The following is a 17,751-nucleotide window of genomic DNA, read 5'->3' as shown; positions in this document are numbered from 1 at the left end:
ACCAAGTTAAATAATTCAATTTTTGTTCTTATCAATGCCCTAGCTAGGAAATCCTTAGATTTTACCAATTGAATATTGTGATTTGTACTATTCTGCTGTAACTTTGAAGAAAATTAGCTATTCTAAGTGTTGCAAGAACTCAACTTTCCAAAGTTTGAATACCGCTTCAAAAGTACAGAAAATAAAGTTTCTATTTTTGATGTGATTCGTAAAAAATTCATCATTCTTCAACCTGAAGAATGGGTAAGACAGCATTGCGTTCATTATTTAATGAATGTAAAAAACTATCCAAAATCTCTAATTAATGTTGAAAAAGAACTGAATCTTAACGGCTTAAAAAAACGTTACGATATTGTTATTTTCAATCCCGATGGAAGCATTTTCTTAATTGTAGAATGTAAAGCACATAGTATTACCATAAACCAAAACACTTTCGATCAAATTGCACAATATAATATGGTGCTCAACGCCCAATATTTAATGGTGACCAATGGTTTAAATCATTATTATTGCGAAATGGATATGGCTAATGAACAGTATGCCTTTTTAATGGATATCCCTGATTATACTCTAAATTAAATGCTACAAACCAAAGATATTGCCGTTGTTATTTTAAACTGGAATGGAAAAGCCCTGTTAGAACAGTTTTTACCTTCAGTTATACAATACTCAAAAGAGGCTCAAATTTATGTTGCAGACAATGCCTCTACAGATGATTCCGTAGCCTTTGTAAGGTCTAATTTCCCAACGGTACAACTGATTCAAAATCGTGAAAATGCTGGTTTTGCTAAAGGGTATAACGAAGCCTTAAAGGCCATTGATGCACCCCTACTCTGTTTATTGAATAGTGATATTGAGGTTACTGAAAATTGGCTCGATCCTATAGTGACAGAATTTAACAGCCATGAAGCTACCGCCATCATTCAACCTAAAATATTAGATTATAAAAACCCTTCTGCTTTTGAATATGCTGGTGCGGCCGGTGGTTTTATAGATGCCTATGGCTATCCGTATTGCCGAGGACGGATTTTTGATACGCTTGAAGAAGACCAAGGCCAGTATAATGACGAGGCTTCCATCTTTTGGGCCTCTGGTGCCTGTATGTTTATTAGGAATGCGGTTTTTAAAACACTCAACGGTTTTGATGCAAGCTTTTTTGCACATATGGAAGAAATTGATTTGTGTTGGCGCGCCTACAATAAGCATTATCAAATTAGATATATTGGCCATTCTACCGTATATCATGTCGGTGGTGCCACCTTAAAGACCGACAATCCTAAGAAAATCTTTCTTAATTTCAGAAATAGCCTCTTTACCTTAGTAAAAAATGCATCGTCTCAGGTATGGCTTAAAGTCTTTATTAGAATGGTTTTAGATGGCGTGGCGGCGCTTCGCTTTTTAGTCCAATTAAAGCCTTTGTTTTTTTTAGCCATATTAAGAGCTCATTTTGCCTTTTACCTTCAATTGCCTCGACTTATAAAATTTAGAAAATCAGTACCAAAGCGTGATGGTTACTACCATTCTAAGTCTATTGTATGGTCTTATTTCATAAAAAAGAAACGGACTTTTGATTGTTTATAAAACTGTTAAAGTTTTTGTTAATCCATGTGTGCGCCGTTATTCTTTTGCATAATTTTGTTAGGTTAAAATTAACTTTTTAAACTAGAAATCAATTATGAAAAAATTAATGTTATTTGGTGTATGTTCTATGCTATTTTTGGCCTCTTGTGTGTCGAAAAAAGAGTATGCTGCACTTCAAGAAAAAAATCAAAAAACCGAAGATTTATTAAATACAGCAACCGTTAAATTAAATAGTTGCCTTTCTGATGTTGCTGCGGCCAATGCGCGTGTAGAAACGATGAAAGATCAGCTTGCCGATTTACGTAAAGCTAACCAGGATTTAATTGACACCAAAGGTGATTTAACCATCTTAACGAAGAAAGGTTCTGAAAATCTTGAAAAATCTTTAGAAAGCTTAAAAGAACGTGATTTAAAAATTACGAGATTACAAGACGCTTTAACCAAAAAAGATAGTGTAACCCTTGCTGTAGTAACAAGTCTTAAAAAGGCCGTTGGAATCAACGATCCAGATATTGAGATTAATGTTGAAAAAGGTGTGGTCTTTATTTCTATTGCTGATAAACTTTTATTTAAAAGCGGAAGCTATAACGTAACCACTAGAGCTAAAGAAGTATTAGCTAAAGTTGCTAAGGTTATTAATAGCAAGCCAGATTTTGAAGCTATGGTAGAGTCTCATACAGACAACGTACCTTACAATAAGCCACCATTAGTGGACAACTGGGATTTAAGTGTAAAACGTGCGACTTCTGTAGTAAGAGTTTTAGAAAGCTTAGAAGTTAACCCACAACAATTAATTGCTGCTGGACGTAGCCACTATGTGCCATTAGTAGAAAATGATACGGCAGAGCATAAAGCTAAAAACAGACGTACACGTATTGTTGTAATGCCAAAAATTGACCAATTCTACGAAATGGTTGAAAATGAAATGAAGAATTTGTCTGAAAAATAAAAAGCAGTCAAAAATTTAAAATAAAAAAGCCCAATGTTTTGCATTGGGCTTTTTCTTGTTTTATAAGCTTAGTTTAAGAGCTCATAAGATTTTACCAACCTAATAAACTCAGCTCTATAACCGTTACGATCCGCTCCTCTTCCTTTCTCTGCCAAGGCTATAACTTGGTCTATTGTAGCATCGTTATCGTATTTAGAATTTCGTAATTGCATTCCGAATAATGCTACGGCAGAAGCAAACTGCATATCCGTAGAGATGTTGTCTAAGACATTGGCTTGTACGTGTACCATTTCAATACTTTTATCTTCAGTAGGCTTCTTATATCTAAATTTCACCGTAAACAACTCATCGTTATAATCCGATTTATTTTCCACCACCGTATATTTTAAATCAGGCACATTCTTAAGATAGTCACTAGGCACACCTTGAGGAATAATTTCGTACAAGGCCGTAACCGTATGCCCACTTCCTAATTCGCCAGCATCCTTAGTATCATCAATAAAATCTTCATCGGCAAGCAATCTATTTTCATAGCCAATTAAACGATAGGCTTGTACTTTATTCGGATTAAATTCAACTTGAATTTTAACATCCTTAGCAATCGTATAAAGTGTACCCCCAAACTCTTGTCCAAATACTTTCTGAGCTTCTTGCATATTATCAATATAAGCATGGTTCCCATTACCTTTATCGGCTAAAATTTCTAGCTTAGAATCTTTATAATTACCATAACCAAAGCCTAAAACAGATAAGAATACGCCAGATTTACGTTTTTGCTCAATTAACGTTTCCATAGCGTCATTAGTTGAGGCTCCCACGTTAAAATCGCCATCTGTAGCAAGAATAACACGGTTATTTCCATTTTTCTTAAAATGGGATTGTGCTAATTTGTAAGCCAATTCAATACCTGCCCCACCCGCTGTAGAACCTCCCGAATGCAATTGATCTAAGGCGGCCAAAATCGTTTCTTTTTGATCTCCAGACGTTGGTTTTAATACCACACCGGCAGCTCCTGCATACACGACAATAGAAACTTTATCTTTAGCGCGAAGTTGATTGACTAACAGTTTAAACGCACTTTTTAATAAAGGCAATTTGTTAGAGGCTCCCATAGATCCTGAAACATCAATTAAAAAGGTTAAGTTAGAAGCGGGCAAGTTGTCATTCTCATAGGTCTTTCCCTGAAGACCAATACGTACCAATTGCGTATCTTGATGCCAAGGCGTTGTAACCACTTCAGAATGTATTGAAAAAGGATGCTCGTCAGTAGGTTGTGAATAGTTATAGTTAAAATAATTCACCATTTCTTCTAATTTTACGGCATCTGGAGGAATGGTTTCTCCATTATTAATCATGCGGCGTACATTACTATAACCTGCTTTATCAACGTCTATAGAAAAGGTAGATAAAGGTGATAAACCCGTAGATTCAAAATCATTTTCTGTAATATTCGCGTAATTTTCGTTGTTTTCTATACGGTAGTTTCCGCCTGTGGTGGTAATAACAATGCAACCATTTTTAGCAGACGATCCAAACATTGATAGCGCCTCGTTACCTTTATAAACATTAATATGTTCTATAGATTTTGGGTCTATACTATCAACTAAAGTATTGTATGTTTTTTGAACCGGAACACCATCAATAATATATAAGGGGTCTTTATGATTTACAGATCCTACACCTCTAATTTGAACACCTGCAACTTGTCCTTTAAGTTGTTGAGCGATTTTAGAATGTGTACGGTGACGTTGGTTGTTTTTTCGTGTTCTAATCTGTGTAGCAGCACCGGTATAACCCCGAGAAACATGTGTTCCATAGCCTATAACAACGACTTCATCTAACTGAACATCTTCCTCTAAAGCTACATCTATAACTGTTCCGTTTCCTACCGTTACACTAACCGTTTTTAAACCCACATAACTGAATACGAGGAGGTCTCCTACTTGAGCTTTAAGTGTATAATGGCCATCAAAATCAGTAAGTGCACCGACGGTCTGCCCTTTAATAACAACATTAGCACCAGGCAATGGAAGACCATCTGACGCTGATGTGACAGTACCTGTAATGTTTTTTTGCTGTGCCTGCACCTGACATAAGGACCACATGAGGCAAAAAATAAGTGTAAGATTTTTCATAATAGACGATTTATAAGTTTATGTAAACCTATTAATAAATGCTACTATGAAAAATCTACAATGAGTAAAGTGACCCCTTCAGTGAGTTAACGTGCTAAAACGGTTTGTAGCGTTTTTTTACGTTGAATTTTTCCGTTGACGGTTTCAGCAAATTTTTCAGAAGTATAAATTTTCTTTGGAACCTCAAATTTATCTAAGGTTTTTAAGTTCTTAATAGACGTCTTAATGTCCTCTAAAGGATCCGTTGGATTTTCAATAATAAGAATTAATTTCTCTCCTAATGTACCATCTTCTTCCCCAGCAACAATAAAACGTTGCGAAATAATAGGCTGTAATTTTTCTTCTATTTGCTCTGGAAATAATTTTACACCACCAGAATTTATAACGTTATCAAAACGTCCTATAAGTTGAAAACTCGTGTCTGAATGTAACTCTACAAGATCGTTTGTTACAAGATCCTCATCGACTAAATTAGGTGCGTGGATCACCAAACAATTTCTATCATCTTTTTTAAAGGTAATGTTTTCTAAAGCCTTAAAATAAGGTTCTCGTTCTCCGGCTAAAGATTCTAACTGACGTAAGGCCACATGTGTTACGGTTTCCGTCATACCATAAGTTTCAAAAAACTTAGACTCACAGTGCTTAATCTTTTCTACTAAAGGTTTTGTTACTTTAGAGCCTCCTACAATTATGTTCTTAATATTATGAACGTGACCAATAGTATACTTGAGTTGCAACGGAATCATAGCACAGAAATCATAGGTTTTCTCGTAATCGAAAATAGGATGAGCAGAAGGCTCAACAAAATCAATCTCTAAGCCCAAAACCAATGCTCTTACAAACATCATTTTACCCGCAATAAAATGACTCGGCAAACAATGTAACGCTTTATCCCCAGGTTCTAAATTGAAAAAATTACCTGTAGCAATGGCCGAGTTCACCATGGTCTGTTTCTGTAATTTAATCTCTTTTGGCTTTCCGGTAGAGCCCGAAGTGCTGACGTAGATATGATCTTTACGATCTAACCAATCGATTAGAAAATCACCCGTCTCCTTTTCAAAAGGCTGTCCTTCCTTAATAAGACTGTATGCCACTTCTTTTAATTCTTCATGTGTAAAATGAAGCCCGTTAAATTTAAAACGATTATGTACTTTGTCGAATGTTGGTGTCATAATTACTCTATTATTTTATAATCTTCTTTTGCTGGCACTTGTACTTTTCCTGTTAATTTCTCTTTCCAATTGGACCAACCATACTTTTTTGAAAGAATCAATAACAATATAGGATAAACAATTAAAACAGGGGCAACAATTTCAGAAAAAGCCATCTCTTTAGGATCTGCTACCGAAGTTAATAAGGCATCGGTTTGTAAGGCAGACCATTCTGAAGTTACTAGTAAAGCGACGAAAATATTGTTAGCGGCATGGAATCCTAGCGCTAATTCTAAGCCTTCATCCATCAAGGTCATAATCCCTAACAACAGTCCGGTACCGATATAAAACACCATTATTATAGGTCCTAATTTATCGACTTCAGGATTTAAACCATGCAATAAACCAAAGATGACTGAGGTAATAATTAAAGGTGCTAATCTATTTTTTAGTAAAACACCGAAGCCTTGCATGAGGTAACCTCTTAGTAAATACTCCTCGAAACTGGTTTGTAAGGGCATAAAAATAAAGGCGATTAAACACAAAATGATAAAGGGCTGTACGTCTAGGTTATAGACATAATCTTCTGGTGCCAAATAATAAGATAAAAATGTACTTCCTATTGAGAAGATTCCCCAAATTACAAAGATGAATCCTACACGTTTCCAATCTATTTTAGATCGTGATGTGGTTAATTTTAAAAAGGATTGTTTATGGATCACTTTAGCTGAAACGATAATTCCAACGAGTCCTATAGCAAAGGACAAGAGCATTAAAAACAGGAATACATTATTCCCAAGTAACTTTGCCATTTGTGTGACGTCTGTAGCCATCGCTAAATCGGCGCCATTCACGACTTCTATACCAATAAAAATGAGCAAAGGAATCATTCCTATAATTTGCCAAAAGACAAAAATTAAAATTAAACCAATTAAATATCTCCACCATTCATGAAGCACGTTGTAGGCTTGTTCTATATAACCCATATTATAAATTAAATTTCCAATTATGTTTTAAATCGTAATGCAAAGTACCGTTATTTACCCTTAACGGCGAAGGAAAATTATTACTAAATAAACTCCCTGTTCCTAGGCCTTGTGGTCGTGGATTTTGAAGTGTATATGTCCACTGCGCAATAGCATTGAGTCCCACGTTACTTTCTAATGCACTCGTAATCCACCAATCTATGTTCTGAGATTCTGCAAGTGCAATCCACGCTTCACTTCCTTTAAAACCACCTACTAAACTCGGCTTTAAAATGATATATTGAGGTTGAATAACGTCTAAGACCTTTTGTTTGTCGCTTTTTGCAAAGACCCCAATTAACTCTTCATCTAAAGCAATAGGTAACGGTGTTGCCTCACACAATTTTGCCATTGCTTCTAATTGTCCAGATTGAATAGGCTGCTCTATAGAATGCAATTGATACTCCGACAATTGCTTTAATTTTTCTAAAGCTTCATCTGGCGCAAAAGCACCATTAGCGTCTACGCGTAATTCGATGTCATCCACAGAAAACTCCTGACGAATAGATTTTAATATGGCCAATTCGGTATTAAAATCAATAGCTCCAATTTTTAATTTAATACATGAAAAACCGGCTTTAATCTTGTCTTTAATTTGACTTCGCATAAAAGCTTCGCTTCCCATCCACACCAATCCATTAATAGGAATTGCGGCAGATCCATCGGTGAAAGCTGAAGGAAAAAGTTCAAAAGGCTTCGGACTCTTTAAGGATTTAAAAGCCGTCTCTAAGCCAAACTGAATACTTGGATAGGCTGATAATTCAGCCAACAAGGTCTCTAAACCTAAATTTATATGCTTACAGGCCCATTGAAGTTTTTCTTCATAATCGGGTTGATCGTCTACAGACAATCCTCTTAAAATTCCGCATTCTCCTACACCGCTGCGATCCCCTTCTTCTAAGGTGATGAACCAGGTTTCTTTTTCGGTCATAACCCCACGAGAGGTACCACTAGGTCTATTAAAATTAAGAATGTATTTTTTATATGTTGCTTTTATCATCTTATATGGTATGGTGCATACTTAGTTGTAATTGGCCTTTACCCCAATTTACGGTCTTCTGATTCATCCACCCTAATTGAAATCTTATATTGGGGTTTAAGACATAACCAAGCCCTAAGTAAGTTCTGTTTCTATCAAAAATTTCCACTGTGTTGCCATCCCCTATATCGGTATTTCCATTTATAAAAATCTCGTTATATAAGGCAGCATAAATGGTTTTAGGATCTAAAGTTTTAGCATTTATAGGCACATTAAGGAAAAGGTTGTAACGGTAACGCGTTCTAAAATCTTGATCGTCAACAAAACGTTGTTCGTAGCGAAAACGATGGGTTAAGTAAACTCTATTTCCTAATTTTTGAGGTATTAATGCTTCTTGATAAATTCTATGTTCTACAGCCGTCGCACTACTCTCGCCAAAAGTGCCACTTGTTACATGCCCGTAACCTAAAGTAAATTTTACGTTGGTTTTTTTAGGCGTATAGGTAAGTCCTGAACGAAGTAATAATTGCTCCATATCGCCGAGCCCTTGCCAATCTCTATATTGAAAATCACCTTGAATACCCCACTCACTTTCTTTAAACTGATGTTTATAAAAGTACATATACCAACTGCCTGTCTGAGACTCATCGACTTGGGCATACAAACCAGAAACACTTAAGCATAAAAGCCATAAAACACGAGTTAACTTCATTGATATGTTTTCTTAGATTAAAGCATAAAAATACACATCTCCTCGTATCTAAACGCTAATTTATTCTAAAAAAATAGTCTGAATTTAAATTTGTTTTTAAGTGTCTTAGACAAGTTAAAATAGGATTTATTAGCGAAGAGGAATACAGTTTTATGTATAAGGAAACCTCATAATTGCCTTCGTGTAAACTCCTAATTCAATTGACGCCATACACCATAAGTCATTACCATCTATACTACAGTCTTGATGAGCAGTATTGAGAAGACGTTACAAGGTACGTCGATAAACCTTCAACATTTTGTCTACCATCATATCTTCAGAAAAATGACCTTTAACATGTGCAAAAGCATGTTCTCCCATAAGTGATAATCGTTTAGGGTCTGAGCTTAGTTCTTCAATAATTTTAGCCAATTTGTCGTCGTCTTCAGATTCAAACAAATACCCATTGACACCATCCTGAATTTGATCCTTTGCTCCTTCGATATTAGACCGAATAACAGGCGTTTTCATCATCATCGCTTCCAAAGGAACTAAAGGAAACCCTTCTACCCGAGAGGGAAGAATTAATACATCCATCATATTATAAATATCCGAAGGATCTCTAAAAGGAATAAATGTTAAGCACTCCTCTAAATGATGTTCCCTTACAAAGTTCTCCATTGCTTTATCTTTTCCATCTCCTAAAATCACGCCATGTACATTGAGATGTGCGCAACGCTGCATTGCTTTTAAAAATACATCAATTCCTTTTCTATGGTTTAAGGTTCCCACAAAGCCAAATAGCATTGGCTCTAAAGGGATATGATAGGCTTTTTTTAAATTCTGAATTCCCTGCGGCATCAAAATACAATTCCGATCTTTAACGCCATTATAAATCCGGACCACTTCAGTCTTTTGGTAGCCGTAATTAGCGACTAAATCTTCTTCTAACTCTCTACTTATTGCAATGGCATAGTCCGCTTTCCTATTCAACAAATGCCTAGGAATATGCATGTTATGATAGGTTACAATAAATTTCTTCCCCGTAAGACCTCTATAAATCGAAGCTAAATAAGTAGTTACGGGATAATGAGCATGGATAACATCTGGCTTTAACTTAAAGAAGTAGAATAAAGCAATTGGAATAGCGAACAGATAATGCAATAGCTGATTAAACTGCGTTATTAGGTTGATTTTGTTGTAAAGCGGAAATGGTAAAGTGATAAAATTAACCCCGCGTGATTTGATCTGATGGTAAAGTTGCATAGCACTTGCATCCTTCCCCGGCCCTCTCGAAAGCATATAAACGGTATGCCCACGCTGCACAAGATTCTCTGCCACGGAATACATGTGAGTTGTAGAACCTTCCGCAGGTAAATACCTTGCTAATAGCACAATTTTCATAATAACATCCCCTAGAATTCTAGTCTTCTTTAGCGGTTAAAGTTTAATCCATGAAGACTTTATAGCGTACAGCGCATTGAAAACACAATCTGTCAGCCCCTCTAAATTAACTATAAATAACTATAAATCATAACGATGCATGATTTTAAAATCGCAAATCCTTATATTTTATACTGAATTTGTAATATGCTCCGGATGAGTAGTAACTTCTGACATCCCAGCCTTAAGAAGTGCTAATAAAATTACCTTTAAGGCCTATGTTTAAATACAGGAGAAATAAAATATTAGGTAAACCTTCCTCCATCGACTTATTTGATCCCCACAATCGTCATTAAAAAGAAAGAAATTGCAAGCTCTTATAACAAACAAAAGGCTTAAAAGGAGCTTCTAGAACACAAAATATGATTCTATCTACCTTTTAAGCCTATCGTCTTTTTATTAGAAGTCGTTTTCCCTTATCGTCATTCATACGAAAAGGAAAATTCACAATCTTAGAGCTCCATACTTTCTCCTATATCTAAAAGCATAAGGTCTTTATTTTTATCAAAGAATTTACGTTTGGCCTCTTCATGATCAATTTCAATATAACCAAAAGTATCAAAATGGTAACCTAATATTTTATCGCATTCAATAAAATCGCTCGCCAGAATAGCATCCTCTACCCCCATTGTAAAATTATCACCAATAGGCAGTATGGCTAAATCTAATTGTGTTTGCATCGGAATTAATTTCATATCCATAGTTAAGGCCGTATCACCTGCAATATAGATGGTTTTATGCTCGCCTTCTATAATAAATCCGCCTGGTTGTCCACCATAAGCGCCATCTGGAAATGAAGAGGTATGGATAGCATTAACGTATTTCACCGTTCCGAATTCAAAATCCCAAGACCCTCCATGATTCATTGGGTGTCCTTCTAAACCTTTATTCTGGTAGTAAGAAATGATTTCGAAATTAGAAACGATAACCGCTCCAGTACGCTTGGCAATAGCCTCAACATCTAAAATATGATCTTGATGCGCGTGAGTTACCAAAATATAATCCGCCTTAAGACTATCAATATCGATACCAGAGGCTTTATCATTTCCTGTTATAAAAGGATCCACAATGATATTTATATCTTTTATCTGAATGCCTAATGCGGCATGACCGTAAAATGTAATTTTCATAAAATTAGAATTTATCTGCTTAACAAAACGCTTTAAAATTAATATAAAATATACCCAACTCCTAAAAGTACAGCGATTAGAAATGTAGATAAGGCAACCACCTTTAGTTGACTATCAAAATCATTGGCCTGCTCTGCCTTCTTTACATTATTAAGATGCTTAATTAAAGGTATAAAGCCAATGAGATATAAGAAATTATAAGGCTCTACATAGTACAAAATTGAAAATAGAACCATCAGAAACATGGCTCCAAGGACAAGAGCGAAATGATAGCGCTTAGCCCCTTTTTTACCCAATTTTATAGCCAAAGTTATTTTCCCTGCATTTGTATCTGATTCTAAATCTCTCATATTATTAAGATTTAAAACGGCTACACTTAATAAGCCTAAAGCTACAGCCGGTAATAAGACCAAATGATCAATTTGCTGCACATATAAGAAATACGTCCCTATGGTACTTACCAATCCGAAGAAAATAAATACAAATACATCTCCAAGTGCCCGGTAACCATAAGGCGATTTACCCATGGTGTAATTTAAGGCCGCATAGACTGATAAGCCTCCTAAAGCTGTAAATAACAAGACGTATACAAACTGATTCGCCCCAAAAGCCACATAAAGCAATAAGAGGGTGACCACAATCACCACAGCGATATTTAAACGTATAGCGTTCATCATTTGCTGAGGCGTTATAACCCCACTTTGAATAGCACGCTGCGGGCCTAAACGCTCATCATTGTCGGTCCCTCGAACCCCATCACCATAATCATTTGCTAAATTAGATAGCACCTGTAAGGCAATAGTAGTCAATAAAGCTAGTGCAAATACAAGCCCATTAAATTTCCCATTATAAAAGGCAAAACAACTTCCTAAGATGATTCCTGAAACAGAAAGCGGTAATGTTCTTAATCGTATGGCAGAAAGCCACGGTTTTATTTTATTCATCACCATTCAATTAAGGAATCCACTTTTTTGGAAAATTAGGTTTTCTTTTTTCTAAGAATGCATCTCTTCCTTCTTTCGCTTCTTCTGTCATATAAGCCAATCGTGTTGCTTCTCCTGCAAAAACTTGCTGTCCTACCATACCATCATCGGTAAGGTTCATGGCAAATTTCAACATCTTGATTGAGGTTGGCGACTTTGCTAATATTTCTTGTGCCCACTCATAGGCTGTAGATTCTAATTCTTCATGCGGAATAACGGCATTCACCATTCCCATTTCATAAGCTTCTTGTGCTGAGTAATTTCGTCCTAAGAAAAAGATTTCTCTAGCCTTTTTCTGCCCAACCATTTTTGCTAAATAAGCCGAACCGTAACCGCCATCAAAACTGGTAACATCGGCATCGGTTTGCTTAAAAATAGCATGTTCTTTACTGGCTAAGGTTAAATCGCACACCACGTGTAAACTATGACCACCACCAACGGCCCATCCTGGAACCACAGCAATAACCGCCTTAGGCATAAAACGAATAAGACGTTGAACTTCTAGTATATTTAAACGGTGGTAACCATCTTCACCAACATACCCTTGGTGTCCTCTTGCTTTTTGGTCTCCTCCAGAGCAAAAACTCCAAATCCCATCTTTAGACGACGGTCCTTCTGCACTTAACAATACCACACCAATATTCACATCTTCATTAGCATCATAAAATGCATCGTAAAGCTCTGAGGTTGTTTTAGGTCTAAAGGCGTTTCTGATATCGGGTCTATTGAAGGCAATTCTTGCAACTCCATTGCATTTATGGTAGGTTATATCTTCATAAGATTTTGCAACTTTCCAATCTATATGGCTCATATTTATCAATGTTTTAGCCACAAAAGTAAGGAAATAATAATAATACTTTAATCTCAATTTTTAATTTGAGCATATCATTTAATAGAATTATTTTTGCACACTATTTTACTCAAAAACAATGAATTACAACCCTAAAATAAGCCCAAAACCATATAAATCGTATCATCTTAGTATAGGAAAAGTGTTTCTTTATGAGAATTTTATCGTTACAGAATTCAATGAAGGTGTAGAAATGAATTTTGAAAGCTTCAATGAAATTTCTGAAATCATTCTGTTAAGTTATAGAAATAAACCTTTTGGTTTTATTGCTAACAGAACTAATGCTTACGCGATTAAGTTAAAGGATGTTTTAGCTTGTAAAAAATCATACCAAAACTTAAAAGCTTACGCCATAATCGCCTATAGTGACCTTACAGAAAATATTATAGAAATTGAAGATCATTTCTTTAATTTTAACCGCAAGGTCTTTACAGATTTTTCGAATGCTATTCAATGGGTTGAAGAGGTCCTAGAGACCGAACCTAGCCCTATATTATCGTAAGTAAATCCCGTCAGATTTAATTTCAATCTGGCGTTCTTTATATAAAGATCCTACGGCTTTTTTAAAGCTTTTCTTACTCATTTGAAGACGCTCTTTAATCAGTTCTGGATCCGATTTATCATGTATCGGTAGAAAACCACCATTATCATGAAGTTCGTTTAGAATAAAGTCCGCATTAGGTTCAATATTACGATAACCTATTTGGTTTAAAGATATGTCTAACTTATTATCGGTACGTACTTTCTTTACAATACCTTTTAAGCGATCACCAACACTAATATCTTTATAAATATCGTCGTTAAAAACGAGACCTAAATGGGTTTTGTTTACAATGACATTCATCCCTAATTCTGAAGGATGCGACACAATAAGGTCTACTTCATCAAACTGCCCTACCGTCAATTCTTTATTATCTAAAAAACGGTTGGTTTTACTAGATGCCACCAAACGCTCGGTTTCTTCATCTAAGTAACAGTGTACCAAATACCAGCCGCCTGCTTTCATTTTGAACGCCTGCTCTTTAAATGGGCAAAACAATTCTTTAACAAGTCCCCAATCTAAAAAGGCCCCATATTCTGTAACCTGATTACAGCGCAAAAGTGCAAAATCCCCATTTTTAATATAAGGATGGTCTGTGGTGGCCACAGGTCGCTCTTCATTATCTAAATAGACAAAAACTTCAATTTTATCACCAATTTCGAATACCTTAGGGACATACCGGTTTGGTAAAAGAACTTCGCCTTCATTTCCGTCACCCAAAAATAATCCTGGTTCTGTGTCTCTTAATATTTCTAATGTATTGTATTCTCCTAAATGTATCATGGTGCAAAGGTAAATATATTTTTACGAGATTTAAGATAAAGTTTAAACCAAGCGTAAATAATTTTAACAAAAGAAAAGCGTCATAGAATACATTCTAAAACGCTTTATTTTTTAAGACGGTGCAACGTACTATGCGTATACCGATTCTTTATTAAAATGTTTTGTAAGTAAGTAATAAATAACAACTCTATACTTCGATCTGTTAGAACGACCGTATTGCTCTATAACTGAATCAATGGCGCTATCTAAAGCTTCGCTATCTTCTAAACCTAATTTTTTAATTAAAAAATTATTTTTAACCGTTGCAATTTCTTTAGCATCAGAACCTGAAACTGTAGAAGAATCTGCATTATAAATAGAAGGCCCTAAACCTATAGTCACTTTAGTTAATAAATCCATATCTGGAGTTACACCACATTTGTCTTTTAAATCTGCAGCATATTTAACGATTAAATCATCTCTTTTACTCATGTCTATATTTATATTAAGTTAATAATTGTGTCTTTAAAGGTAGTATTTTTTAGACACAATTAAAACGGAAAAGTCACAACTTAACAATTTAATCGTCTTTATTTAACAGCTTTAAAAAAGTCTAAAAGTATTTTATCATTGAGCTGTGAGGGCGTAAACACTTCCAATAATTTTGGGGCATCACTATCAGCATAGAACGTTTCTAATGCCGTATTCAGTTCGTCTTGATCGTTTGCTGAAACATACTGGAAACCGTACATTTTACATAAATGCGATGCACTTAAGTGATGTTTGGTTTCAAAATAACAATCAAAATTAGCGGTATCTTTTTGTCCTGGAAGAATTCTAAAGATCCCACCGCCTTCATTATTAACCACAATAATTCTAAAATTTTGAGGAATATAGGCATTCCAAAGAGCATTACTGTCATAGAAAAAACTTAAATCGCCTGTAATAAATGTCGTGCGTTTATCAGAACCTAAAGACGCTCCTATAGCTGTACTCGTGCTCCCATCAATTCCACTGGTCCCGCGATTACAGAAGACATGAACACTTTTTGGAACCTGAAACAATTGCGTATACCGTATTGCAGAACTGTTTCCTACTTGAAGTTGACTATGTCTAGGCAAGTTTTTTAGAAGCGTATAAAACACGGTAAAATCACTAAATGGTAAATTCTTTAAGTATGCTTTCTGAAGTTTTCTGCGCTTTTGGCGAACTGCTAACCACGTGCTCTTATATGTACTCTTGGTATGATGTGTAACCTGTGGTAAAAAAGCAGCTAAAAATGCGTTAGGGGCTAATTTAATATGTTTATCTAAAGTAAAAAAGGTGTCGTTTGCGCCATACAAATCAATATGCGCATGGAATTTTGGCTTATAAGCCCTTAAGAAGGCTTTAATTTTTTTAGAGACAACAAGACCTCCAAACGTAAAAAGCACATCGGGTTGAAGGGCTTTAAAATCATCTTCATCTAAAGGTGCAATCATTTTATCTATCCCCGGAAAAAAATCAGGGTGATGCAGATTAGAGGTTGTTTCCGTAAAGACAATAACACTATCATCATCAGCAATTTCCTGAATCCATTGCGTCTCAATAGCATTAGGTGGTAAAACACCAACTAAAATCATTTTTCGTTTCGCACTGTGCCAAACTTCTAAAAGACTTTTTATTTCAAAAGGATCTACTTTCTCTACCCTTTGCTGAAGTTTAAAGGGCTTGGGATTAATACTCAGTTCTTCCACCGTATCATATAAAGGCTCGTCAAAAGGGCAATTAATATGTACGGGACCCGAGTGTAATTTAGAAATTGTTAGGGCATCATGAATTTCAGATTCATTATGCGACTGAATATCTTTTTGTAAACCTAAAAAGCGCTCTAACTTATTTTCTATACTTTTTAAAATTGGCACCTCTTGATCAGGATGCCCCTGCTCTACCTCTAGCAAATCAAGTTTTAAGTTCGCATTGTGCAACACATGGGTTCCGTAAACGTTTTTTTGATTAATGGTTTGTCCATCCCCAATATCGATAAGATGTTTAGGACGATCGGCAGAAATCACTACCAGAGGAATATGACTATAAAATGCTTCAGCAACTGCTGGGTAGTAATTTAGCAACGCACTACCCGAAGTACAAATTACTGCCACAGGTTCTTGCAACTGCTGCGCTAGCCCTAAGGCAAAAAAAGCAGCACAACGCTCATCTACTATACTGTAACAAGAAAAATACGCATCATGGGTAAAGCCTATGGTTAAAGGGGCATTTCTACTCCCCGGCGAAATCACTATATGTTTTACCTCGTGTGTTTTACAAAGCGTAACTACTGTTTGTGATAAGGGTATTTTTGAATATATCATAAAATCAATGTTCTCTTACAAGGCACAGAAGACGTTATGAAGCCTAATACCTTGCGTTTTTTTAAACTAATACTGCACCAATCGTTCGCGATTTATTTACGGTTTCTTCCCATTCTGCCAAAGGTTGAGAATCTTTCGTTATTCCGCCTCCAACATAGAGTAGCGCTTTCCCTTCCTTTAATTGCATACAGCGTAGGTTGACATAAAAATTAGAGTGCGTCTTTACCACAGCATACGCATTGTTCTCTATATTTCTACGATTTGTATTTCTGGTTCTAGAAACTTTTAAGTTTAATTCTCCCAAAAAACCGGTATAAAATTCCCGTTTATAATTTTCATTTTGGAGGATAAAATTTTTAGCAGTTTCCTTAGGAAATCCACAGACTGCAGGTGTAGGATGCAAAGCCTCTATCATAGCGCTTAAATTTACCGAACGCTCCATGGTTCCAGTAATTTTAGACTTTAAATGAACTAAGTTTCCAGCTCTTACCGTTTCGGTTTGACCAACTGATGTGGTTTTACAATACGGTGCAATTTGCTCACTAATATAATCGGTAACAATTTGCTGCTCTTCCACTTCTTTTGGTGACCAATTCATCTCTGAATCTGCCTTATACCTCTGTGTTCCTGCTAAAGATATGGTGGTTAATTGCGGTCCGTTGACCTTTAAAAGCAACTCTGGTGTGGCTCCTAACCACAAGCCCACTTGCGGATGGTACCAACAATAAACCATCGCCTCTTTGTAAGTGTTAAATAATTTTTTAAAAATGTGAAAAGGATTATCGTTGCTTAGCTCTAAAGATTGACGCCGTGATAAGACCACTTTTTTAAGTGTTCCTTCCGTTATCGCTTCTATTCCATTAGCCACCAAGGCTACATGAGACGCTTTTTCGGTTTCCGAGGTTATAAAAGATGAATTCTCAGAAGACACTGCTAATTGCGAGGCATCAATTTGAAACTGTTCACAGTCTTGCTCAGGAAATAAAACCGTTTGTTCATTAAAATTAAAAGGGGCAAATACAAATCCGCTTTCCGTAAACGACGCTGTCTTATGTAATGCTGCATCATTCTGTAACCAACATTTTATTACGGAATTAACAGGTCGACTATAAACCACAAAAGGTAATTGCTTAGAATATTGTGCTTCTAAGGCTTTAAAAAAAGAATCTTCAGACTCCAT

The 17,751-nt window shown here is 35.8% G+C and carries 17 protein-coding genes; 4 read left to right on the top strand and 13 right to left on the bottom strand.

The annotated features are described in order from the left end of the window. The first annotated feature begins 129 nt into the window (after nt 1-129). From DFQ08_RS08870 to DFQ08_RS08860, 3 genes are all read left to right on the top strand, one after another. A complete protein-coding gene (locus tag DFQ08_RS08870) occupies nt 130-579 on the top strand; it encodes a type I restriction enzyme HsdR N-terminal domain-containing protein (protein ID WP_114309636.1) in 450 nt (149 codons plus the stop codon). Then, the gene (locus tag DFQ08_RS08865) at nt 580-1,581 is read left to right on the top strand and encodes a glycosyltransferase family 2 protein (RefSeq protein ID WP_114309635.1); all 1,002 of its coding nucleotides are present in this window, start codon (nt 580-582) and stop codon (nt 1,579-1,581) included. 94 nt (nt 1,582-1,675) lie between these two features. Continuing rightward, complete coding sequence (locus DFQ08_RS08860) at nt 1,676-2,530, top strand: OmpA/MotB family protein (protein ID WP_114309634.1); 855 nt, start codon at nt 1,676-1,678, stop codon at nt 2,528-2,530. Between the two features lie 68 nt (nt 2,531-2,598). Here the strand turns inward: DFQ08_RS08860 and DFQ08_RS08855 are convergent, their stop codons facing one another. The 9 genes from DFQ08_RS08855 to DFQ08_RS08815 all read right to left on the bottom strand — a co-directional run bounded on the left by DFQ08_RS08855 (nt 2,599) and on the right by DFQ08_RS08815 (nt 12,878). Further along, nucleotides 2,599-4,665, bottom strand: coding sequence for a vWA domain-containing protein (locus tag DFQ08_RS08855; protein ID WP_114309633.1), 2,067 nt, complete (start codon nt 4,663-4,665; stop codon nt 2,599-2,601). Between the two features lie 86 nt (nt 4,666-4,751). Continuing rightward, nucleotides 4,752-5,837, bottom strand: a complete 1,086-nt coding sequence (locus tag DFQ08_RS08850; RefSeq protein WP_114309632.1) for an AMP-binding protein — start codon at nt 5,835-5,837, stop codon at nt 4,752-4,754. A gap of 2 nt (nt 5,838-5,839) precedes the next feature. Further along, the gene (locus DFQ08_RS08845) at nt 5,840-6,802 is read right to left on the bottom strand and encodes a CPBP family intramembrane glutamic endopeptidase (RefSeq protein ID WP_114309631.1); all 963 of its coding nucleotides are present in this window, start codon (nt 6,800-6,802) and stop codon (nt 5,840-5,842) included. A gap of 1 nt (nt 6,803) precedes the next feature. Then, complete coding sequence (locus tag DFQ08_RS08840) at nt 6,804-7,841, bottom strand: o-succinylbenzoate synthase (RefSeq protein WP_114309630.1); 1,038 nt, start codon at nt 7,839-7,841, stop codon at nt 6,804-6,806. 1 nt (nt 7,842) lies between these two features. Further along, nucleotides 7,843-8,532, bottom strand: a complete 690-nt coding sequence (locus DFQ08_RS08835; RefSeq protein WP_114309629.1) for a DUF2490 domain-containing protein — start codon at nt 8,530-8,532, stop codon at nt 7,843-7,845. 267 nt (nt 8,533-8,799) lie between these two features. Further along, nucleotides 8,800-9,915, bottom strand: coding sequence for a glycosyltransferase family 4 protein (locus DFQ08_RS08830; RefSeq protein ID WP_114309628.1), 1,116 nt, complete (start codon nt 9,913-9,915; stop codon nt 8,800-8,802). 491 nt (nt 9,916-10,406) lie between these two features. Beyond that, on the bottom strand, nt 10,407-11,084 hold the full coding sequence (locus tag DFQ08_RS08825) for a metal-dependent hydrolase (RefSeq protein ID WP_114309627.1): 678 nt from the start codon (nt 11,082-11,084) through the stop codon (nt 10,407-10,409). Nucleotides 11,085-11,122: 38 nt separating this feature from the next. Beyond that, nucleotides 11,123-12,028 (bottom strand): 1,4-dihydroxy-2-naphthoate octaprenyltransferase, encoded by a 906-nt coding sequence (gene menA / locus DFQ08_RS08820; RefSeq protein ID WP_114309708.1) that lies wholly within the window; start codon nt 12,026-12,028, stop codon nt 11,123-11,125. Nucleotides 12,029-12,038: 10 nt separating this feature from the next. Beyond that, nucleotides 12,039-12,878, bottom strand: coding sequence for a 1,4-dihydroxy-2-naphthoyl-CoA synthase (locus DFQ08_RS08815; protein ID WP_114309626.1), 840 nt, complete (start codon nt 12,876-12,878; stop codon nt 12,039-12,041). A gap of 118 nt (nt 12,879-12,996) precedes the next feature. Here DFQ08_RS08815 and DFQ08_RS08810 point away from each other — a divergent pair, with 118 nt between their 5' ends. Continuing rightward, the gene (locus DFQ08_RS08810; protein WP_114309625.1) at nt 12,997-13,419 is read left to right on the top strand and encodes a hypothetical protein; all 423 of its coding nucleotides are present in this window, start codon (nt 12,997-12,999) and stop codon (nt 13,417-13,419) included. Here DFQ08_RS08810 and DFQ08_RS08805 read toward each other — a convergent pair. The 4 genes from DFQ08_RS08805 to DFQ08_RS08790 form a co-directional block, all read right to left on the bottom strand. Beyond that, entirely contained in the window at nt 13,411-14,241 is an 831-nt protein-coding gene (locus DFQ08_RS08805) for a CvfB family protein (protein WP_114309624.1), read from the bottom strand. The two genes, DFQ08_RS08810 and DFQ08_RS08805, sit on opposite strands and share 9 nt — an antisense overlap. A 129-nt stretch (nt 14,242-14,370) precedes the next feature. Beyond that, nucleotides 14,371-14,712 (bottom strand): DUF2853 family protein, encoded by a 342-nt coding sequence (locus DFQ08_RS08800; RefSeq protein ID WP_114309623.1) that lies wholly within the window; start codon nt 14,710-14,712, stop codon nt 14,371-14,373. Nucleotides 14,713-14,810: 98 nt separating this feature from the next. Continuing rightward, a complete protein-coding gene (menD, locus tag DFQ08_RS08795) occupies nt 14,811-16,571 on the bottom strand; it encodes a 2-succinyl-5-enolpyruvyl-6-hydroxy-3-cyclohexene-1-carboxylic-acid synthase (protein ID WP_114309622.1) in 1,761 nt (586 codons plus the stop codon). A 61-nt stretch (nt 16,572-16,632) separates the two neighbouring features. Beyond that, nucleotides 16,633-17,751, bottom strand: a complete 1,119-nt coding sequence (locus DFQ08_RS08790; protein ID WP_114309621.1) for a chorismate-binding protein — start codon at nt 17,749-17,751, stop codon at nt 16,633-16,635.

It is taken from the genome of Winogradskyella arenosi (genome assembly GCF_003337305.1).
In the GTDB taxonomy this organism is placed as follows: domain Bacteria; phylum Bacteroidota; class Bacteroidia; order Flavobacteriales; family Flavobacteriaceae; genus Winogradskyella; species Winogradskyella arenosi.
This window is presented reverse-complemented; position numbering and strand designations above follow the sequence as displayed.

Bases quoted from the DNA above. Each gene is read 5' to 3' on its own strand.
- DFQ08_RS08805 (WP_114309624.1), bottom strand. From the start codon at position 14,241: ATGATACATTTAGGAGAATACAATACATTAGAAATATTAAGAGACACA.
- DFQ08_RS08810 (WP_114309625.1), top strand. From the start codon at position 12,997: ATGAATTACAACCCTAAAATAAGCCCAAAACCATATAAATCGTATCAT.
- DFQ08_RS08850 (WP_114309632.1), bottom strand. From the start codon at position 5,837: ATGACACCAACATTCGACAAAGTACATAATCGTTTTAAATTTAACGGG.
- DFQ08_RS08860 (WP_114309634.1), top strand. From the start codon at position 1,676: ATGAAAAAATTAATGTTATTTGGTGTATGTTCTATGCTATTTTTGGCC.
- DFQ08_RS08825 (WP_114309627.1), bottom strand. From the start codon at position 11,084: ATGAAAATTACATTTTACGGTCATGCCGCATTAGGCATTCAGATAAAA.
- DFQ08_RS08830 (WP_114309628.1), bottom strand. From the start codon at position 9,915: ATGAAAATTGTGCTATTAGCAAGGTATTTACCTGCGGAAGGTTCTACA.
- DFQ08_RS08790 (WP_114309621.1), bottom strand. From the start codon at position 17,751: ATGGAGTCTGAAGATTCTTTTTTTAAAGCCTTAGAAGCACAATATTCT.
- DFQ08_RS08855 (WP_114309633.1), bottom strand. From the start codon at position 4,665: ATGAAAAATCTTACACTTATTTTTTGCCTCATGTGGTCCTTATGTCAG.
- DFQ08_RS08845 (WP_114309631.1), bottom strand. From the start codon at position 6,802: ATGGGTTATATAGAACAAGCCTACAACGTGCTTCATGAATGGTGGAGA.
- DFQ08_RS08865 (WP_114309635.1), top strand. From the start codon at position 580: ATGCTACAAACCAAAGATATTGCCGTTGTTATTTTAAACTGGAATGGA.
- menD (WP_114309622.1), bottom strand. From the start codon at position 16,571: ATGATATATTCAAAAATACCCTTATCACAAACAGTAGTTACGCTTTGT.
- DFQ08_RS08815 (WP_114309626.1), bottom strand. From the start codon at position 12,878: ATGAGCCATATAGATTGGAAAGTTGCAAAATCTTATGAAGATATAACC.
- DFQ08_RS08800 (WP_114309623.1), bottom strand. From the start codon at position 14,712: ATGAGTAAAAGAGATGATTTAATCGTTAAATATGCTGCAGATTTAAAA.
- DFQ08_RS08835 (WP_114309629.1), bottom strand. From the start codon at position 8,532: ATGAAGTTAACTCGTGTTTTATGGCTTTTATGCTTAAGTGTTTCTGGT.
- menA (WP_114309708.1), bottom strand. From the start codon at position 12,028: ATGAATAAAATAAAACCGTGGCTTTCTGCCATACGATTAAGAACATTA.
- DFQ08_RS08840 (WP_114309630.1), bottom strand. From the start codon at position 7,841: ATGATAAAAGCAACATATAAAAAATACATTCTTAATTTTAATAGACCT.